The following is a 17,447-nucleotide window of genomic DNA, read 5'->3' as shown; positions in this document are numbered from 1 at the left end:
CTCAGCCGGCGAACTGGAAGGCAGCAAAGCGGTCGAGTTCGGCGTCGATCAGCGCCCGCTCCGCGGCGCTCGGCCCCGCGCCGACCGCCGTCCACTGCTGGATCATCAGCTTTTCGCTCGCGCGATCGGCCTTCAGATCGATCGCCGCGACGACGCGGTCGCCGACGAGCACGGGCAGCGCGAAATAGCCGGTGATCCGCTTGTCCTTCGGCACATAGGCCTCGAAGCGGTGCTCGTAGCCGAAGAACAGCGCCAGCCGCTTCCTCTGGATGATCAAGGGATCGAAGGGCGAGAGGATATGCACCAGATCCTCGGCGGGATGCGGCACGTCGGCCACCGCTTCCGGCTCGGCCCAGTGCTCGACCGTCTCGGCTCCCTCGATCGCAACCGGCACGAGCCGCCGGCGCCTGACACGCGCCTCGACGACCTCGCGGATGGCGCCCTTGCGCTTGGCGTCGAGGTGGCAGACCGAGTCGAGGCTGACGATCCCCTGCGCCCGCAGCGCCCGGTCGAGCAGATAATCGAGCACCTGTCGCTCGCTCGCCGGCCGCGGCCGCTTCTCCCAGCCGAAATGCCGATCCATCAGATCGTAGGTCTTCAGCATGCCGTCGCGCGCGCTGACGGTCAGGGTGCCGGCGTAGAAGCCGAGCTGCAGCGCCCGCTTCGACGGCTTGCGGCTCGCCCAGGCATGGTCCTTCTCGACCAGCACATCGTCGTCGATGTCGCGGATGGTGAGCGGGCCGTCGCGGCGGATGAGCGTCAGCACCTTCTTCAGATCCTGCGGCGTCACCGACCGGAACCAGTTCGAAGGCGCCTCCTTGTGCCGCTTCATGTCCGGCAGGAAGAAGCGGATGTCGCGCGTCGGCACGAAGGACAGGGCGTGCGTCCAATATTCGAACACCGACTTCTCGGTGCTCTGAGCATGGTGGAGGTCGGCTCGCCGATAGGCCGGGATCCGGTTCCAGAGGATGTGGTGGTGGCAGCGCTCGATGACGTTGATCGTGTCGATCTGCACATAGCCGAGATGCTCGACCGCCGCGCGGGTCGCCTCCGGCCCGGCGCCGAACGGCTCGCGGGCATCGAGCCGCTGCGCGCGCATCCAGACGCGCCGCGCATCGGCGAGCGACAGGTTCAAGGAGCGGCGGGGCTTCGGCATCTTGGCGGGCATCGGGCGCTGAGATAATGGGCCGGCGCGCCGATGTCAGCCCGGAAACCGGAGCAGCTTTCCGCGGGCGGGCTTCGACCCGGCGGTGGGGCGACGGTCGTCAGGCGGGTTCGACGAGTTGCCGCAGCGCGTCCGATGCCGGCCGGCCGAGCGCCGCTTCGAGCTTTGCCAGCCCCATCTCGCGCGCGAGATGCATCGGGCCACCCCGCCAGCGCGGAAAGCCGTAGCCGTGGATCTCGACGAGGTCGATGTCGGAAGCATCGCCGGCAACGCCCTCCGCGAGGATCGCAGCCCCCTCCTCCGCCATTCCGGCCACAAGGCGCGCGGCGATCTCCGCCTCGGCGAGGCCGGGTGCCTCGCGCGGCACGCCGGCCGCGGCAAGGATCGCCGCGGTCGCCGCCGAGGGGCGCGGCGTGCGATCGCCTTCGGCATAGTCGTACCAGCCGCCGCCGCTCTTCTGGCCGAGGCGGCCGGCCTTCACCAGCCTGTCGCCGATCGTCTCCGGAATATCCTCGCCCGCCGCCCGCGCCGCCTCCCGCTGGCGAAAGGCGATGTCGAGACCGGTGAGGTCCTGCGTCTCGAACGGGCCGAGCGCCAGGCCGAAGCCGCGCATCGCCGCATCGATCCGCGCGATCGGCACACCCTCGCGCGCGATGTCCTCGGCGCCGGTGCGATAGCGCTTGTAGATGCGGTTGCCGATGAAGCCCTCGCAGATGCCGCTCCGGACGCCGACCTTGCCGAGCCGCTCGGTGAGGGCGAAGGCCGTCGCCAGCGTCGCCTCGGCGGTTTCCGGCAGGGGCACGATCTCGACGAGCTTCATCACCTGCGCAGGGCTGAAGAAGTGCAGGCCGAGGAAGCGTGTCCTGTCGGATACCGCTGAGGCGATCTCGCGCGGATCGAGGAACGAGGTGTTGGTGACGAGGATCGCGTTCGGGCTGACGACACCCTCGAGCCGCCGGAAGACGTCACGCTTGACCGCGAGGTCCTCGAAGACCGCCTCCACGACGAGATCGCAGGGGCCGAAAGCGGCGAAATCGGTCGTCGTGGCAAGACCCGCGAGCACCGCGCTCGCGTCCTTCACCAAGCCCCGCCTGGCCGCGGCGGTGACCGCCGCCTCGACGCGCGCCCGCCCCGCCTTAGCCGCCTCGGCAGTGGTCTCGGCGAGCGTGACGGTCAGCCCGCGCTGCAGGAGCGCCGTGGCGATGCCGGCGCCCATCGTGCCGCCGCCGACGATGCCGACGGTTTCGACCTTCCGCGCCCCGTCGGCCTTCGCGGCCTTGGCGGCGCGCCGCTCCGCGAAGAAGACGTGGCGCAGCGCCCGCGCCTCCCCGCTGTCGCGCAGGCGCTCGAAGGCCTTCCCTTCGACGACCCGCGCGGCCTCGAAAGGCTCGGCATAGGCGGTTCGCAGAACGTCCAGCGCGACCAGCGGCGCCTGGCTGCCGCGCGCCTTGCGGCGGACCGCGGTCTCCTGTTCGGCCCAGAAATCGGGCCCGGGATCGTCAGGCGTCGGCCGCTCCGACAACGGCGCCGGACGCCGACCGAATGCAAGTTCGCGCGCATAGTCCATCGCCGCCTCACGCAGGTCTCCATCAACGACGCGGTCGATCAGGCCGAGGCGTGCGGCCCTTTCGGCCGAGATCCGCTCGCCCGACGTCACCAGCGCCACGGCATCCGCCGGTGCGAGGAGCCGCACGGTCCGCACGACGCCGCCCGATCCCGGAATGACGCCCAGCGTCACCTCGGGAAAGCCGAGCCGCGTCCCGCGCTCGGCGATCCGCGCGTGGCAGCCGAGCGCCAGTTCCAGACCGCCGCCGAGCGCATTGCCGTGGATCGCCGCCACAACGGGGAACGGCAGGCTTTCGATCAGCGCCGCGACATCGAAGATCGCTGGCGGCTGGATCGGCTGGCCGAACTCTCGCACGTCGGCGCCGGCCATGAAGGTGCGGCCGGCGGCGATCAGCACCGCGGCCGTGGGAGCATCGTCCCGCAGCCGGGAGAAGACGTTCATCAGCTCGACCTTGAGCGCGTGGCCGAGTGCGTTGACCGGCGGGTTGTCGGCGGTGACGACGGCGACGCCGTCGATGATGTCGGTCGAGACGAGGCTCATAGCGGGCTCCGGTTCTGGTGGGACGGATCGTCGGCCCGCCCTGTAAGACTTCGGTGTCGTCGCCGGTCAAGGCGTCTCCACCGGGATAAGCCCGGCGCCGCGCTCCGTCCACGGATCCCGCGCCGCGGACGGGACCGGGAACGCGGCTTGGCGCATCAGCCCAGCGGCCGCGGACCCCGGTACAGCGACCATGGGACTGCATCTTCGAACGCATCTCGTTGCCGCCCGCGCTGCGGCACTACCGGAAGAGCAGCGACCAGATCAGCGGCAGGATGACCGCCGTCGCCAGCGCGTTCAGCCCCATGGCGAGGCCGGAGAAGGCGCCGGCGACCTCGCTCTCCTGCAGGGCGCGTGCCGTGCCGATGCCGTGCGAGGCGGTGCCAATGGCAAAGCCGCGCGCGGCGGGATCGCGGATGCCCAGGCGGTCGAGCAGCAAGGGCCCGAGCGCACCGCCGAGAATGCCGGTGACGATCACGAACACCGCCGTCAGCGACGGCAGGCCGCCGAGCTTCTCCGAAATGCCCATGGCGACCGGCGCCGTCACCGACTTCGGCGCCAGCGAGACGAGGCTCACCGCATCGACGCGCATGACGAAGCCGAGTGCCACGGCCGTCCCCATGGCCGTCAGCGAGCCGATCAGCAGGCTCGCCGCCAGCGCCAGCGCGCTGCGGCGCACCCGTTCGAACTGGCGGTAGAGCGGGATCGCCAGGGAGACGGTCGCCGGCCCCAGCAGGAAGTGGATGAACTGCGCGCCCTGGAAATAGGTCTGGTAGCTGGTGCCGGTGGCGAGCAGAACGGCGACGATGGCGATCACCGTCGTCAGCACGGGGTTGAGCAGCGCCGGCGAGCCGGTGCGGCGGTAGAGCCACTGCGCGCCCTGAAAGGCGACCAGCGTCATCGTCAGCGAGAGGAGCGGGCTGGCGGCCAGATAGACCCAGATGTCGGCGAGCGACGCGGTCACTGCCCGCCCTCCTCGCCAGCCGAGGCATCCCTGCGGGCCCGCCCGGGGCCGAAGCGGTTCATGATCAAGGCGGTGACGGCAATGGTGACGAGGGTCGAGACGACCAGGGTGACGGAGATCGCCATCGCCTCGTTCTCCAGCCGCGCCAGGTGCTGCAGGATACCGGCTCCGGCGGGGACGAAGAGCAGGGACAGATTGCCGAGCAGCGTGTCCCCGACCTTGCCGACATCCTCCGGCACGCCGCCGCGCAGGACGAGGATCAGGAACAGGAGAACCATGCCCACCACCGGGCCGGGCAGCGGCAGGCTGGAGGCGACGGTGATCGTTTCGCCGGCGAGCTGGCAGAGAAAGATGACGGTGATGGCCTGGAGCATGGGAGCCTGATGTTCATCATCGGATTCCGGTTCAGCTATGTTGGCCCGAACAAGGGGCAAGCCGCCGCATCGCCGCGTAGACAGCGACGACACCGGGCGGCCGAAGTGATGGTTACCCTCTCGATTGACAAACACACACAAACATACGCACATGTCATCGGCTAAAGCACGAAGGGAGTGGCAATGAGCAAGTACGATGCCTTGGGTGCCTTTCTCGAAGGTCAGTCTCGCTCGCGCATCCCGATGACGTTTCGCGAGATCGAGCAGCTCCTGAACATGCCGCTTCCCGCTTCCAAGAAGAACCGCGCATGGTGGAGCAACAATCCTACCAACAACGTCATGACCTCTCAGTGGCTGAAGGCGGGCTACCGGACGGAAGCGGTCGACATCGCGGCTGAGCGCCTCGTTTTTCGGCGCGAGGATGCGGAACGCGGCCCAGGAAAGGATGAGGGCGGTCCAGCCGACCATGCGCAAGGCACCGAATCCCCGGTCGATCACCTCTTCGGCTGCATGAAGGAGACGTTGTCCTACCGGGGCGATACCGATCTGACCGCGCCTGCCGATCCTGACTGGGCGATGGCCTCCGATCGTGGCTGAGCGCCTGCTGCTCGACACCTGCGCGGTCATCTGGCTCTCCCAGGCTGCCAAGGTCTCGCAGCAGGCGATGGACGCGATCGGACGCGCCCGCGCCCCCGGTGGAAGCGTCTCGGTTTCCGTCATGACCGCCTGGGAACTCGGCATGCTGGTGTCGAAGGGGCGGGTCGCCTCGACGATGCATCCCGACCGCTGGTTCGACGAGTTCGTCGACAGAGGCCGAGTCGCAGTGGCACCCGTCACGCCGGTCCTGCTCGTCGCATCGTCCTATCTGCCGGGCGCCGTTCACGGTGATCCCGTCGATCGAATCATCATCGCTACGGCGCGCGAACACGGTCTGACAATCGTCACCCGCGACAGGGCGATCCTCGACTATGGTGCGGCCGGTCACGTGCGCGTCCTCGCCTGCTGATCCGCCACTGCCTCGCCCGCCGCGGCATCGCGACTGATGCTCCGCGCGCTGTGGATGTCGGGCACGAAGCAGAACTCGGCGCCCCGCGCGACCGTTTGCGTGCTAGGGGTTCCCGTTCCGCAGTTCGAGAGTCGCATGCGCTTTCCGCCCTCCTTCCTCGACGAGATCCGCGACCGGATCCCGATCTCCGACGTCATCGGGCGGCGGGTCAGCTGGGATCGGCGCAAGTCGCAGCCGGGCCGCGGCGACTGGTGGGCCTGCTGCCCGTTCCATGGCGAAAAGACCCCGTCCTTCCACTGCGAGGACCCGAAGGGCCGCTATCACTGCTTCGGCTGCGGCGTCTCCGGCGACCATTTCCGCTTCCTGACCGAGCTCGAAGGCCTCGCCTTTCCCGAAGCGGTGGAGCGGCTGGCGGGCGAGGCCGGGCTCGCGATGCCGGACCGCGATCCGGAGGCCGAGCGGCGCGAAGCGCAGCGCGCGACGATCCTCGACGCCATGCGGGAAGCCGCAGCCTTCTTCCAGACCATGCTGCACCAGCCGGAGGGGGCGAAGGCCAGAGCCTATCTGCGTGACCGCGGCCTCGACCCGCGCACGCAGGCGACCTTCGGCCTCGGCTACGCGCCGGACTCGCGCAACCGGCTGAAGGAGCACCTGGCATCCAGGGGCATCGGCAAGGCCGAGATCGAGGGCGCCGGGCTCGTCGTCCACGGCGACGGGATCGCGGTCTCCTACGACCGCTTCCGCGACCGGATCATGTTTCCGATCCACGACCTCCACGACAAGGTCATCGCCTTCGGCGGCCGGGCGATGGCGAAGGACGCGCAGGCGAAGTACCTGAACTCGCCGGAGACCGAGGTCTTCCATAAGGGCCAGGTGCTGTTCAACCTCGCCCGCGCTCGGCGCGCGGCGAAGACCGCTGGCACGCTGATCCTCGCAGAGGGCTATATGGACGTCATCGCCCTCGCCCAGGCCGGCTTCGAGCATGCCGTCGCGCCGCTCGGCACGGCGCTGACCGAGCGCCAGCTCGACCTCGCCTGGCGCACCGCCGGCGAGCCGATCCTCTGCTTCGACGGCGACGCGGCGGGGCTGAAGGCCGCCCATCGCGCCGCCGAGCTGGCGCTGCCGCTGCTGAAGCCCGGCCGCTCGCTTCGCTTCGCGCTGCTGCCCGAGGGGAAGGACCCCGATGACCTCGTGCGCGAGGGCGGGCCGGACGCCTTCCGCGACGTCCTCTCGGCGGCCCGGCCGCTGGCCGACCTCGTCTGGATGCGGGAGACGCAAGGGGGCGTCTTCGACACGCCGGAGCGGCGCGCCGACCTCGAACAGCGTCTGAAGGCGCTGTTCCGCCAGATCGGCGACGAGACGGTGCGCCGGCATTATCAGGACGATGCGGCCGAGCGGCTGCGCAGCTTCTTCGGCGCGGCTCCGGCCGGCGGCCGCGATCAACGCGGGCGGCGCGGCGAGGACCGGCGGCCGCAGGGTCGGCGGCCGGGCGCCGCCGGCGGACGGCGCTCCGCGATCTCGCAGCAGCTCGCCCGTTCGAGCCTGGCGATGCAGCGCCGCGTGCCGGAGCCCTCGCTGCGCGAGATCACCATCGTCCTCGGCTTCGTCAATCATCCGGCGCTGCTGGAAGAGGAGTTCGAGGCCTTCGCCACGCTCGACCTGCCGCCGGGCGATCTGTCGCGGCTGCGGTCTTCGGTGCTCGACGCCTATGCCGATCATTTGCCGGGCGACCGGGAGACGCTGCTCGCCGACCTTTCGCGCCGCGGCACGCGCGATCTGTTCGAGCATTTCGAGGCGAAGGCACGCGCGGTCCGGCTGTGGCCGGTGCTGGCCGAGGCGGCCCCCGAGGATGCGCGCGAAGCCGTCCGCCAGGCGCTGCGCTTGCACTACCGCTACCGCTCCCTACATCGGGAACTCGTCCAGGCCGAGGAGGCGCTGGGCCGGGAGGGGAGCGAGGCGGCCTACGCCCATATGATTGAGGTGAAGCGGGAGATCGAGCGAATCGAAGGGATGGAAGCGCTGATCGAAGGCTTCGGCGTGCTGTCCGGGCGGCCGGCCAAGGCGATCTGATCGGAAGTTATTGTTAACAAGCCCTTCCGGCGCGAAAAAACATCATAATCCGATGTCTTGAGGCTGTGCCCGTTGCACGGAAGCGCTTGACACAACATATGTTGTCGGCGGACAGGTGACGCCGTCCGATTCCTGAGATTGAATAATTGAAGAGCCGCGCCTTCTAGAAGGCGCCGTCCGGCCCGATCGTATCCCCCCGAGAACCGGCGGGCAATGGTTAAGCCGACGTTTACGGCGCGTGTTGCATCCCTATCTGTAGCCGGAGGCGCGTTGCTGGAGCGCTCCGAGTGGTCACGAGACGGGCGGCGGCGCACGAACTGGAGAATGGAACGCATGGCGACGAAGGCCAAAGAAAGCGAGGCGCCGGTCGAGGAGCGGACGGACGCCGCACCCGACGGTCCTCTGCTCGACCTTTCGGACGATGCCGTCAAGAAGATGATCAAGGCCGCCAAGAAGCGCGGCTTTGTGACCATGGACAAGCTGAACTCGATGCTGTCCTCGGACGATGTGACGTCCGAGCAGATCGAGGACATGATGGCCATGCTCAACGACATGGGCATCAACGTCGTCGAGGACGACGAGGAAGGCGAGCAGGAGGATTCGAACGAGAGTTCGGACTCGACCGAGGTCGCCGAGACGCAGTCGACCCAGGTCGCCACGACGCAGAAGAAGGAAGCCGGCGATCGCACCGACGATCCCGTCCGGATGTATCTGCGCGAGATGGGCTCGGTCGAACTCCTGTCGCGCGAGGGCGAGATCGCCATCGCCAAGCGCATCGAGGCCGGCCGCGAGACGATGATCGCGGGCCTGTGCGAGAGCCCCCTCACCTTCCAGGCGATCATCATCTGGCGCGACGAGCTCAACGACGGCAACATCATGCTGCGCGAGATCGTCGACCTTGAGGCGACCTATGCCGGCCCCGAGGCGAAGACGCCGGCGATGCAGCCAGCCGACGGCGCCGGGCTCAACGGCAACGGCGCCCAGCCGGCACAAGGCGAGGCGCGGGGCGCCGGCGAGACGAACGGCGAAGGCCTGCCGCGGCCGGGCGAGGACGAGGACGACGAGGACGACCTCGAGAACAACCTGTCGCTCGCCGCCATGGAGGCGGAGATCAAGCCGCAGGTCATGGAGATCTTCGACCAGATCGCCGACGGCTACCGGCGCCTGCGCAAGCTGCAGGACCAGCAGGTGGAGAACCGGCTTGCGGCGCAGGGGACCCTGTCGCCGAGCCAGGAGCGCGCCTACCGCAAGCTGAAGGAAGACCTGATCGCCGCGGTGAAGAGCCTGTCGCTCAACCAGAACCGCATCGACGCCCTGGTCGCCCAGCTCTACGACATCAACAAGCGCCTCGTCGGGAACGAGGGCAAGCTGTTGCGCCTCGCCGAATCGCACGGCGTCAAGCGCGAGGAGTTCCTGCGCGAATATCAGGGCTCCGAACTCGACCCGAACTGGACGCGGCACATCGCGAACCTGTCGGGCAAGGGCTGGCTGAAGTTCGTCCAGAACGACAAGGACGGCATCAAGAACCTGCGCCAGGAGATCCAGAACCTGGCGACCGAGACCGGCCTCGAGATCACCGAGTTCCGCCGCATCGTCCACATGGTGCAGAAGGGCGAGCGCGAGGCCCGGCAGGCGAAGAAGGAGATGGTCGAGGCGAACCTGCGCCTGGTGATCTCGATCGCCAAGAAGTACACGAACCGCGGCCTGCAGTTCCTGGACCTCATCCAGGAGGGCAACATCGGCCTGATGAAGGCGGTGGACAAGTTCGAGTACCGCCGCGGCTACAAGTTCTCGACCTACGCGACCTGGTGGATCCGGCAGGCGATCACCCGCTCGATCGCCGACCAGGCCCGTACGATCCGCATCCCGGTGCACATGATCGAGACGATCAACAAGATCGTCCGCACGTCGCGTCAGATGCTGCACGAGATCGGCCGCGAGCCGACGCCGGAGGAACTCGCCGAGAAGCTGGCGATGCCGCTCGAAAAGGTCCGCAAGGTCCTGAAGATCGCCAAGGAGCCGATCTCGCTCGAAACGCCGGTCGGCGACGAGGAGGATTCGCATCTCGGCGACTTCATCGAGGACAAGAACGCCATCCTGCCGATCGACGCCGCGATCCAGGGGAACCTGCGCGAGACGACGACGCGGGTGCTCGCCTCGCTCACCCCGCGCGAGGAGCGCGTGCTGCGCATGCGCTTCGGCATCGGCATGAACACCGACCATACGCTGGAAGAGGTCGGCCAGCAGTTCTCGGTCACCCGCGAGCGCATCCGCCAGATCGAGGCGAAGGCGCTCCGCAAGCTGAAGCACCCGAGCCGGTCCCGGAAGCTGCGGAGCTTCCTCGACAGCTGAACTGAAGGACGACGATGCCGTCGATCGCGATATTCTACGGCATCGTCGTCCGCATGTATTTCTTCGACCACAACCCGCCGCATTTCCACGCGCAATTTGGAAGTGCGAGAGCCTTGATCCGCATTTCCGATGGGCAGATCATTGCGGGTCGGCTGCCGACACGGCTGCGCAACTCCTCCGGCAGTGGACAATCGACCGTCAGGATGCGCTCCTGCAAAATTGGCTGCGGGCGTCGCGGGACGAGCCTCTCGAACGCATACCGGGACCGGACGGTGACGGGTATGACTGACTTGCAGTTCCCAATGGTCGACGTTGTCGCAGTCGATGCCATGCGCGGCCATCGTCTGCATCTTCGTTTTTCGACTGGCGAAGAAGGCGAGCTGTCGGTCCGCCCCCTGATCGACACCGATGCGCCGATGCTGCGTCCGCTGAAGGACGAAAGGGAGTTCGCGCGGGTCTTTCTCGAACTCGGAAATCCTGCGTGGCCATCCGGCTTCGATCTCGACGCGATAGCGCTCTACATGGATATGAAGGAACGGGGACTTTTGAGGCAACCGGCGGCCTGATCCGATGCTTCGCAGCAGCGGCTATGCTCCTGGGAGTGTCACGTCGCTTCAGAGGATCCGTGGTACTGTCCGTCCATGAGCGCGCTCCCCGAGCGACGCCCTGACAACGCCCTGCCTGAGCCTCGCACCACACAGGCGGCGGAGGGTTTGCGCCTGCGTCCGTTCACGGTCGCCCAGATCTTCGCGATGGTCGAGGCCGGCATCCTCGACGAGCACGATCGCGTCGAACTGATCGGCGGCGAGCTGGTGCCGATGTCGCCCAAAGGGATCCGCCACGAGCGGCTGAAGACGTGGGTCATGATGCAGCTCGCCGAGAAGCCGCCGAAGTCCGTCGCCTTCACCCCCGGGACGACCTTCACCCTGTCCGCGGACACGTTCCTCGAGCCGGACTTCGTCGTCTACGACAAGACCGTCGGGCTGGAGGGGCTGAACGGCAAGACCTGCCTCCTCGCCATCGAGATTGGCGACTCGAGCCTGTCCTACGACCGCGGGCGCAAGGCGGAGATCCACGCCGTCTTCGGCATCGCCGAGCTGTGGGTGATCGACGCCGTGCGCCTGAGGACGCGCATCCATCGGGACCCGACGCCGATGGGCTACCGGAGCGTCTCCGATATCGAGACGTCCGCCCTCCTCCGGCCGAAGTCGCTGCCGGAGGCCGCGCTGACCCTCGCCGAGGCCGACTGACCGCCCCATCTTCGGCACCGACGACAATCTGCGACGGAGCGTTCATGTCCTTTCTGAAGAAGCTTTTCGGCGGCGGCACGGATTCGGGCGGCAAGGGCTCCGAGCCGCAGGTCGCGGCAGAGGAGTTCTATAAGGGCTACGCCGTCGCCGCGACGCCGATGAAGGAGGGCGCGCAGTTCCGCCTGGCAGCGCGGATCAGCAAGGAGATCGACGGCGAGACGAAGACGCACACGATGATCCGCGCCGACGTCTTCCAGTCGAAGGACGAGGCCGCGAACTTCGCGATGCAGAAGGCGCGCTCGCTCATCGACGAGCAGGGCGACGCCTTGTTCTCGACGTAGCGGTATCGCAGTCGGTAAGAAGGCCGCTTGCCACCGGTCAGGCGGCGAACCCGTAGGACGCCTCGGCTTGCCGCGAACCGAACGCCGCCGAGGCTTCGAGGAAGATGTCCGCGCAGGCTTCCCAGCTATAGGCCATCGAGCGCTCCAGCGCGTCGGCGCGGCTGAGTGTCAGCGCAGCAAGACAGGCTTCCCGTAGGTCCGAAGATATGGCACCTGCCCGTGAGGCGCCGACGACGTCCAGCGGCCCGGGCTCCGGAAAGGCCGCGATCGGCAGCCCGCAGGCCAGCGCCTCGATCAGCACGATGCCGAAGGTGTCGGTCTTGGAGGGAAAGACGAAGACATCCGCCGATGCGTAGTAGCGCGCGAGCGTCCCGCCGAACTGCGCGCCGGCGAAATGCGCGTCCGGGTAGCGCTTCACGAGATCGCGCATCATCGGACCGTCGCCGACGACGAGCTTCGAGCCCGGCAGGTCGAGATCGAGGAAGGCCTCGATGTTCTTCTCCGGCGCGAGGCGCGACACCGTCAGGAAGATCGGCCGCGGCAGGTTCAGCGCGATCGGCTCGCAGGGCCGGAAGACGCTGCGGTCGACGCCGCGGGTCCAGTTGACGAGGTTGGTGAAGCCCCGCACGGCAAGCTGCCGGCGCATCGACTCGGTCGGCACCAGGCAGGCGGCGGCAGGCGCATGGAACCAGCGCAGGATCGAATAGGTGAGCGCTTCCGGCACCGGCGCCCGCTTGCGCAGATATTCGGGAAAGCGGGTGTGCAGGCTGGTGGTGAACGGCAGCCCGGCGCGCAGAGCGGCCCGCCGCGCGGCAAAGCCGATCGGCCCCTCCGTCGCGATGTGAATCGCCGTCGGCCTGTAGTCGCGGATGGCGTCGGCGAGGTGGTCGGAGGACACCAGCGCCAGCCGGATCTCCGGATAGGTCGGACACGGGACCGTCCGGAAATCCTGCGGGCTGACGATCTTGACCTCGCAGCCACGCTCGCGCAGCTGGTCGGCCAGGCTCGAGAGGGTGCGCACGACGCCGTTCACCTGCGGATGCCAAGCGTCGGTCGCGATCAGGAAGCGGTGCTGCATCAGGCGGCCTCGGCAGCTTTCTCGAGCCGCGCCTGATCGGCGATGGCCGCGGCATCGGCGGCCGAGCGCGCGCTCACGACCTCGCTCCAGCGAATGAGTTCGAACGAGCCGTCGTGCCGCTCGGCGATCGCGGTGCAGCTTTCCACCCAGTCGCCGGTGTTGACGTATTCGACGCCGGCGTGCCGCGTCAGCTGGGCATGGTGGATGTGGCCGCAGATGACGCCGTCGCAGCTCTGCTTTTCCGCCTCGTCGGCAAGCGCCGTCTCGAACGCCCCGATGAAGTTCACCGCATTCTTCACCTTCAGCTTCGCCCAGGCCGAGAAGGACCAGTAGGGAAATCCGAGGCGGCGGCGGATGGTGTTGAAGACGATGTTGATGGCGATCGCCGCGTCATAGGCCCAGTCGCCGAGATAGGCGATGATGCGGGCGTTGCGCACCACGACGTCGAACTCGTCGCCATGGATGACGAGGAAGCGCCGGCCGTCCGCCGTCATGTGCGTGTCGGACAGCTTCACCTCGACGCCGCCGAAATGCTCGCCCGGGAAGTCGCGCAGGAACTCGTCGTGATTGCCGGGGACATAGATGATCTTCGCGCCCTTGCGCGCCTTGCGCAGCAGCTTCTGGATGACGTCGTTATGCGCCTGCGGCCAGTGCCAGGAGCGCTTCAGCCGCCAGCCGTCGACGATGTCGCCGACGAGGTAGATCTTCTCGGCGTCGTGGTAGCGCAGGAAGTCGACGAGCATCTCGGCCTGCGCCGCCCGGGAACCGAGATGGACGTCCGAAAGGAACAGCGTCCGGAAGTGACGGGTTGTCGTCAGCTGGTGCATCGTCGCTGTCCCAAGCATCCTGCAAACCTTTGCTGCCCACCGCAAATGCCTGAGTCTCATTGCATTGGTGTGACGCGTGCCCGGGAGGTTCGATGTTCGCACAAGGGTTTGGCCGGGAAAGATTGCCTCACCCGCCCGATCGATTAGAAGGACAGCAACGATCGCGGGCAGCAGAGCGACGAAGGTGGGAGACGGCGGACATGTCGGAAACTGAGACCGGCGGCGAACGGCCGCAGACGGGCGACCTTGACGAGCAGGCGCTGTTCTTCCACCGCTATCCCAAGCACGGCAAGCTCGAGATCCAGGCGACCAAGCCGCTCGGCAACCAGCGGGACCTGGCGCTCGCCTATTCTCCCGGCGTCGCCGCGCCCTGCCGCGAGATCGCCAAGGACCCCGCCGCGGCCGCCCTCTATACCAGCCGCAGCAACCTCGTCGCTGTCCTGTCCAACGGCACGGCGGTGCTCGGCCTCGGCGACATCGGGCCGCTGGCCTCGAAGCCGGTGATGGAGGGCAAGGCGGTCCTGTTCAAGAAGTTCGCCGATATCGACGTCTTCGACATCGAGATCGACGCGCACGAGATCGACCACATCTGCGAGGTGGTCGCTGCGCTGGAGCCGACCTTCGGGGGCATCAATCTCGAGGACATCAAGGCACCGGAATGCTTCGAGGTCGAAGCCCGGCTGCGCGAGCGCATGCAGATCCCGGTCTTCCACGACGACCAGCACGGCACGGCGATCATCGTCGCGGCCGCCATCCGCAACGGCCTGATGCTCGCCGGCAAGAAGCTCGAGGACGCCCGGATCGTCACCTCCGGCGCCGGCGCTGCGGCGATCGCCTGCCTCAACCTCCTCGTCTTGCTCGGCGCCAAGGTGGAAAACATCACCTGCACCGACATCGAGGGCGTGGTCTACAAGGGCCGGGAGAAGCGGATGGACCGCTGGATGGCGGTCTATGCCCGCGAGACCGACAAGCGCACGCTCGCCGAGGTGATCGAGGGCGCCGACGTCTTCCTCGGCCTTTCCGCGGGCGGCGTGCTGAAGCCGGAATTCCTGGCCTCGATGGCCGAGAAGCCGATGATCATGGCGCTCGCCAACCCGACGCCGGAGATCATGCCGGACCTTGCCCGCGAGGTGCGGCCGGATGCGATGATCTGCACCGGGCGCTCGGACTTTCCGAACCAGGTCAACAACGTCCTGTGCTTCCCCTACATCTTCCGCGGCGCGCTCGACTGCGGCGCGACCGGCATTACTGAAAACATGAAGAAGGCGGCGGTGGACGCCATCGCGGCGCTGGCCCGGGAAGCCGTGTCCGACGTCGCCTCGCAGGCCTATGGCGGGGAGCCGGCGCTGTTCGGGCCGGAATACCTCATCCCCGCCCCGTTCGACCCGCGGCTGATCCTGAAGATCGCGCCGGCCGTCGCCCGGACCGCCGAGGCCGACGGCGTCGCGACGCGGCCGATCAAGGACATGCCGGCCTATCTCGACCGGCTGAACCGCTTCGTCTTCCGCTCCGGGCTGATCATGAAGCCGATCTTCGAGATCGCGCGGAACTCCGAGAAGCGGGTGATCTTCTCCGACGGCGAGGACGAGCGCGTCCTGCGCGCGACGCAGATCCTCCTGGAGGAGAAGCTCTGCCGGCCGATCCTGATCGGCCGCCCGGCGGTCATCCAGTCGCGCCTCGAACGCTTCGGCCTGACGCTCAATCCGGGCACCGATTTCGAAGTGGTCAACCCGGAAGACGACCCGCGCTACCGCGACTATGTCGACCACTATTTCGGCAAGGTGGGCCGCAAGGGCGTCAATCCGGAAACCGCCCGCACGATCGTGCGCACCAACACTACGGTGATCGGCGCGGTCTCGGTGTCGCGCGGCGAGGCGGACGTCCTGATCTGCGGCCTCGAAGGGCGCTTCCCGCACCATGTGCGCGACATCAAGCAGGTGATCGGCGTCGGCGACAGCGTCAAGAAGCTCGCCGCCATGAGCGTCCTGATCACCCAGAAGGGCACCAAGTTCTTCGTCGATCCCTATGTCCAGCGCGACCCGAACGCCGAGGAGATCGCCGAGATGACGCTGATGGCGGCGGCCGAGATCCGCCGCTTCGGCATGACGCCGAAGGGGGCGCTGGTCTCGCATTCGAACTTCGGCTCCGACGACACGGAGGACACGATCAAGCTCCGGCGGGCGCTGAAGCTGATCAACGCGGCCGCGCCGGATCTCGAGATCGACGGCGAGATGCACGGCGACGCCGCGCTCAGCGAAGTCATGCGCCGGCGCAACATGCCGCAGTCGACCCTGAAGGGCGAGGCGAACCTCCTGATCTTCCCCAGCCTCGACGCGGCGAACATCACGCTGAACGTCGTGAAGTCGCTGACCGAGGCCCTGCATGTCGGCCCGATCCTGCTCGGCCCCGCCTCGCCGGCGCACGTCCTGACGCCCTCGGTGACCTCGCGCGGCGTCGTGAACATGGCGGCGATCGCCGTCGCCCAGGCGGTCGGCCAGGAGCGATGAGGCGTTCGCGACCGCTCAGGATCGGATCTCTGCGTACGCCGGCGCCACCGGCCGCAGGCCGCCCGTTCGATGCCTGCCCAGGCGCGTAAGCTCAGCCTTGCCGAGGTGACGGCCATCGGCATCGGCGGAATGATCGGCGGCGGCATCTTCGCCGTCCTCGGTCTCGCGATCGCCATTGCCGGCCACGCGGTGGCTCTGACGCTCGCCGGGGGCGGCGTGATCGCGCTGCTGACGGGTGTCTCCTACGCCCAGCTCGGCCTCGCCTTCCGCGACGACGGCGGCAGCTTCACCTATATCGAGAAGGCGTTCGCGACACCCGCCATCGCCGGCTTCGCCGGCTGGCTTCTCGTCGGGGGCTATGTCGGCACGCTGGCGCTCTACGCCAGCGCCTTCGGCGACTACGGCGCGACGCTCGTCGTCGGCGCCGGCGGCGCGCCGCTCGCCACGGGTCTGCTCGTCGCAGCCGTCCTCGCGGGGTTTCTCGTGATCAACCTCTTCGGCGCCAAGCTCTCCGGCAGCGTCGAGCTGGGTGTCGTCGCGGTCAAGCTCGCGATCCTGGCGCTGTTCGCCGGCGTCGGCTTCCTCGGCATCCACGCTTCCCATTTCGTGCCCCTGTTCGACAAGGGGGCCGCCTCGCCTCTGGCGGCCGTCGCCCTGATCTTCGTCGCCTATGAAGGCTTCGAATTGATCCCGAACGCGGTCGACGAAATGGCGGATCCGCAGCGGAACCTGCGGCGGGCCATCGTCATCGCCATCCTCGTCACCACCGCGATCTACGTGGTGGTGGCGCTCGCCGCCCTCGGCAACCTGACGCCGGCGGAGATCCGGAACGACCAGGAATATGTTCTGGCCGTCGCGGCGCGGCCGATGCTCGGCCAGGCCGGCTTCGTGCTGATCGGCATCGCGGCGCTCCTGTCGACCGCATCGGCGATCAACGCCACCCTGTTCGGCGCGGCGCGCCTGGCAATGGTCATGGCGCGCGAGCGCGCGCTGCCGCGTGTCTTCTCCCTTCGCGAGCGCAGCCGGCCCGTGCCTTACGTCGCGCTCCTCGTCTTGACCGGCCTCGCCCTCGCCTTTTCGCTCGCGGCGCCGCTGTCGGTGATCTCCGCCTTCGCTAGCGCGACCTTCCTGCTGATCTTCGCCGCCGTGAATTTTGCCGCGCTGCGTCTCGCGGGCCGGATCGGCATCAACAGGCTGGTGCCGCTCGCAGGAGGCGTCCTTGCCGCCGCCAGCTTTCTGATGCTGCTCTGGCACACGGGCGCGACCGACCCGATGAGCGCTGCCACCATCCTCGGCGTCTACGCCGTCGCGGCCGCCATCGAGATCGGCCTCACCTGGCGCCACGGCAGGCGCGTCGCGTGGTCCGAAAAGGCTCCAGCGGAACGTGACCGATCCTGAACCGGCGCCGC

At 68.0% G+C, this 17,447-nt stretch carries 15 protein-coding genes; 9 read left to right on the top strand and 6 right to left on the bottom strand.

Features of this window, described 5'->3' with window-relative positions:
* Position 1: 1 nt before the first annotated feature.
* The 4 genes from AB5S17_RS09010 to AB5S17_RS08995 form a co-directional block, all read right to left on the bottom strand.
* Entirely contained in the window at positions 2-1,156 is a 1,155-nt protein-coding gene (locus tag AB5S17_RS09010; RefSeq protein ID WP_369238415.1) for a winged helix-turn-helix domain-containing protein, read from the bottom strand.
* A gap of 109 nt (positions 1,157-1,265) precedes the next feature.
* Positions 1,266-3,272, bottom strand: a complete 2,007-nt coding sequence (locus AB5S17_RS09005; protein ID WP_369238413.1) for a 3-hydroxyacyl-CoA dehydrogenase NAD-binding domain-containing protein — start codon at positions 3,270-3,272, stop codon at positions 1,266-1,268.
* A gap of 238 nt (positions 3,273-3,510) precedes the next feature.
* A complete protein-coding gene (locus AB5S17_RS09000) occupies positions 3,511-4,233 on the bottom strand; it encodes an LrgB family protein (protein WP_369238411.1) in 723 nt (240 codons plus the stop codon).
* A complete protein-coding gene (locus AB5S17_RS08995; protein ID WP_369238409.1) occupies positions 4,230-4,607 on the bottom strand; it encodes a CidA/LrgA family protein in 378 nt (125 codons plus the stop codon). Before AB5S17_RS08995 ends, AB5S17_RS09000 begins: the two co-directional genes overlap by 4 nt.
* 183 nt (positions 4,608-4,790) lie before the next feature.
* Between AB5S17_RS08995 and AB5S17_RS08990 the strand changes: the two genes are divergently transcribed.
* From AB5S17_RS08990 to AB5S17_RS08960, 7 genes are all read left to right on the top strand, one after another.
* A complete protein-coding gene (locus tag AB5S17_RS08990) occupies positions 4,791-5,204 on the top strand; it encodes a hypothetical protein (RefSeq protein WP_369238407.1) in 414 nt (137 codons plus the stop codon).
* Entirely contained in the window at positions 5,197-5,613 is a 417-nt protein-coding gene (locus AB5S17_RS08985; protein ID WP_369238405.1) for a type II toxin-antitoxin system VapC family toxin, read from the top strand. Before AB5S17_RS08990 ends, AB5S17_RS08985 begins: the two co-directional genes overlap by 8 nt.
* A 135-nt stretch (positions 5,614-5,748) precedes the next feature.
* Entirely contained in the window at positions 5,749-7,683 is a 1,935-nt protein-coding gene (dnaG, locus tag AB5S17_RS08980) for a DNA primase (protein ID WP_369238403.1), read from the top strand.
* A gap of 333 nt (positions 7,684-8,016) precedes the next feature.
* Positions 8,017-10,035, top strand: coding sequence for an RNA polymerase sigma factor RpoD (gene rpoD, locus AB5S17_RS08975; RefSeq protein WP_369238401.1), 2,019 nt, complete (start codon positions 8,017-8,019; stop codon positions 10,033-10,035).
* A gap of 14 nt (positions 10,036-10,049) precedes the next feature.
* On the top strand, positions 10,050-10,601 hold the full coding sequence (locus AB5S17_RS08970; RefSeq protein ID WP_369238399.1) for a DUF4160 domain-containing protein: 552 nt from the start codon (positions 10,050-10,052) through the stop codon (positions 10,599-10,601).
* Between the two features lie 147 nt (positions 10,602-10,748).
* On the top strand, positions 10,749-11,285 hold the full coding sequence (locus AB5S17_RS08965; RefSeq protein ID WP_369238397.1) for a Uma2 family endonuclease: 537 nt from the start codon (positions 10,749-10,751) through the stop codon (positions 11,283-11,285).
* Positions 11,286-11,329: 44 nt separating this feature from the next.
* The gene (locus AB5S17_RS08960; protein WP_369238395.1) at positions 11,330-11,626 is read left to right on the top strand and encodes an HlyU family transcriptional regulator; all 297 of its coding nucleotides are present in this window, start codon (positions 11,330-11,332) and stop codon (positions 11,624-11,626) included.
* 37 nt (positions 11,627-11,663) lie between these two features.
* Here the strand turns inward: AB5S17_RS08960 and AB5S17_RS08955 are convergent, their stop codons facing one another.
* Together AB5S17_RS08955 and AB5S17_RS08950 are read right to left on the bottom strand one after the other, a co-directional pair.
* Positions 11,664-12,704, bottom strand: coding sequence for a glycosyltransferase family 4 protein (locus tag AB5S17_RS08955; protein WP_369238393.1), 1,041 nt, complete (start codon positions 12,702-12,704; stop codon positions 11,664-11,666).
* Positions 12,704-13,531 carry a UDP-2,3-diacylglucosamine diphosphatase gene (locus AB5S17_RS08950; RefSeq protein ID WP_369238391.1) on the bottom strand — a complete coding sequence of 276 codons (828 nt, stop codon included), beginning with the start codon at positions 13,529-13,531 and terminating at the stop codon, positions 12,704-12,706. The genes AB5S17_RS08955 and AB5S17_RS08950 overlap by 1 nt, the downstream gene beginning before the upstream one ends.
* A gap of 200 nt (positions 13,532-13,731) precedes the next feature.
* Here AB5S17_RS08950 and AB5S17_RS08945 point away from each other — a divergent pair, with 200 nt between their 5' ends.
* Entirely contained in the window at positions 13,732-16,038 is a 2,307-nt protein-coding gene (locus AB5S17_RS08945; RefSeq protein ID WP_369238389.1) for an NADP-dependent malic enzyme, read from the top strand.
* 69 nt (positions 16,039-16,107) lie between these two features.
* Positions 16,108-17,436: an APC family permease gene (locus AB5S17_RS08940; protein ID WP_369238387.1), complete on the top strand. Its 1,329-nt coding sequence runs from the start codon at positions 16,108-16,110 to the stop codon at positions 17,434-17,436.
* Positions 17,437-17,447: the final 11 nt, after the last annotated feature.

Origin of the sequence: Jiella sp. M17.18, from assembly GCF_041027365.1 — a bacterium.
Taxonomy (GTDB): domain Bacteria; phylum Pseudomonadota; class Alphaproteobacteria; order Rhizobiales; family Rhizobiaceae; genus VKMB-3413.
This window is presented reverse-complemented; position numbering and strand designations above follow the sequence as displayed.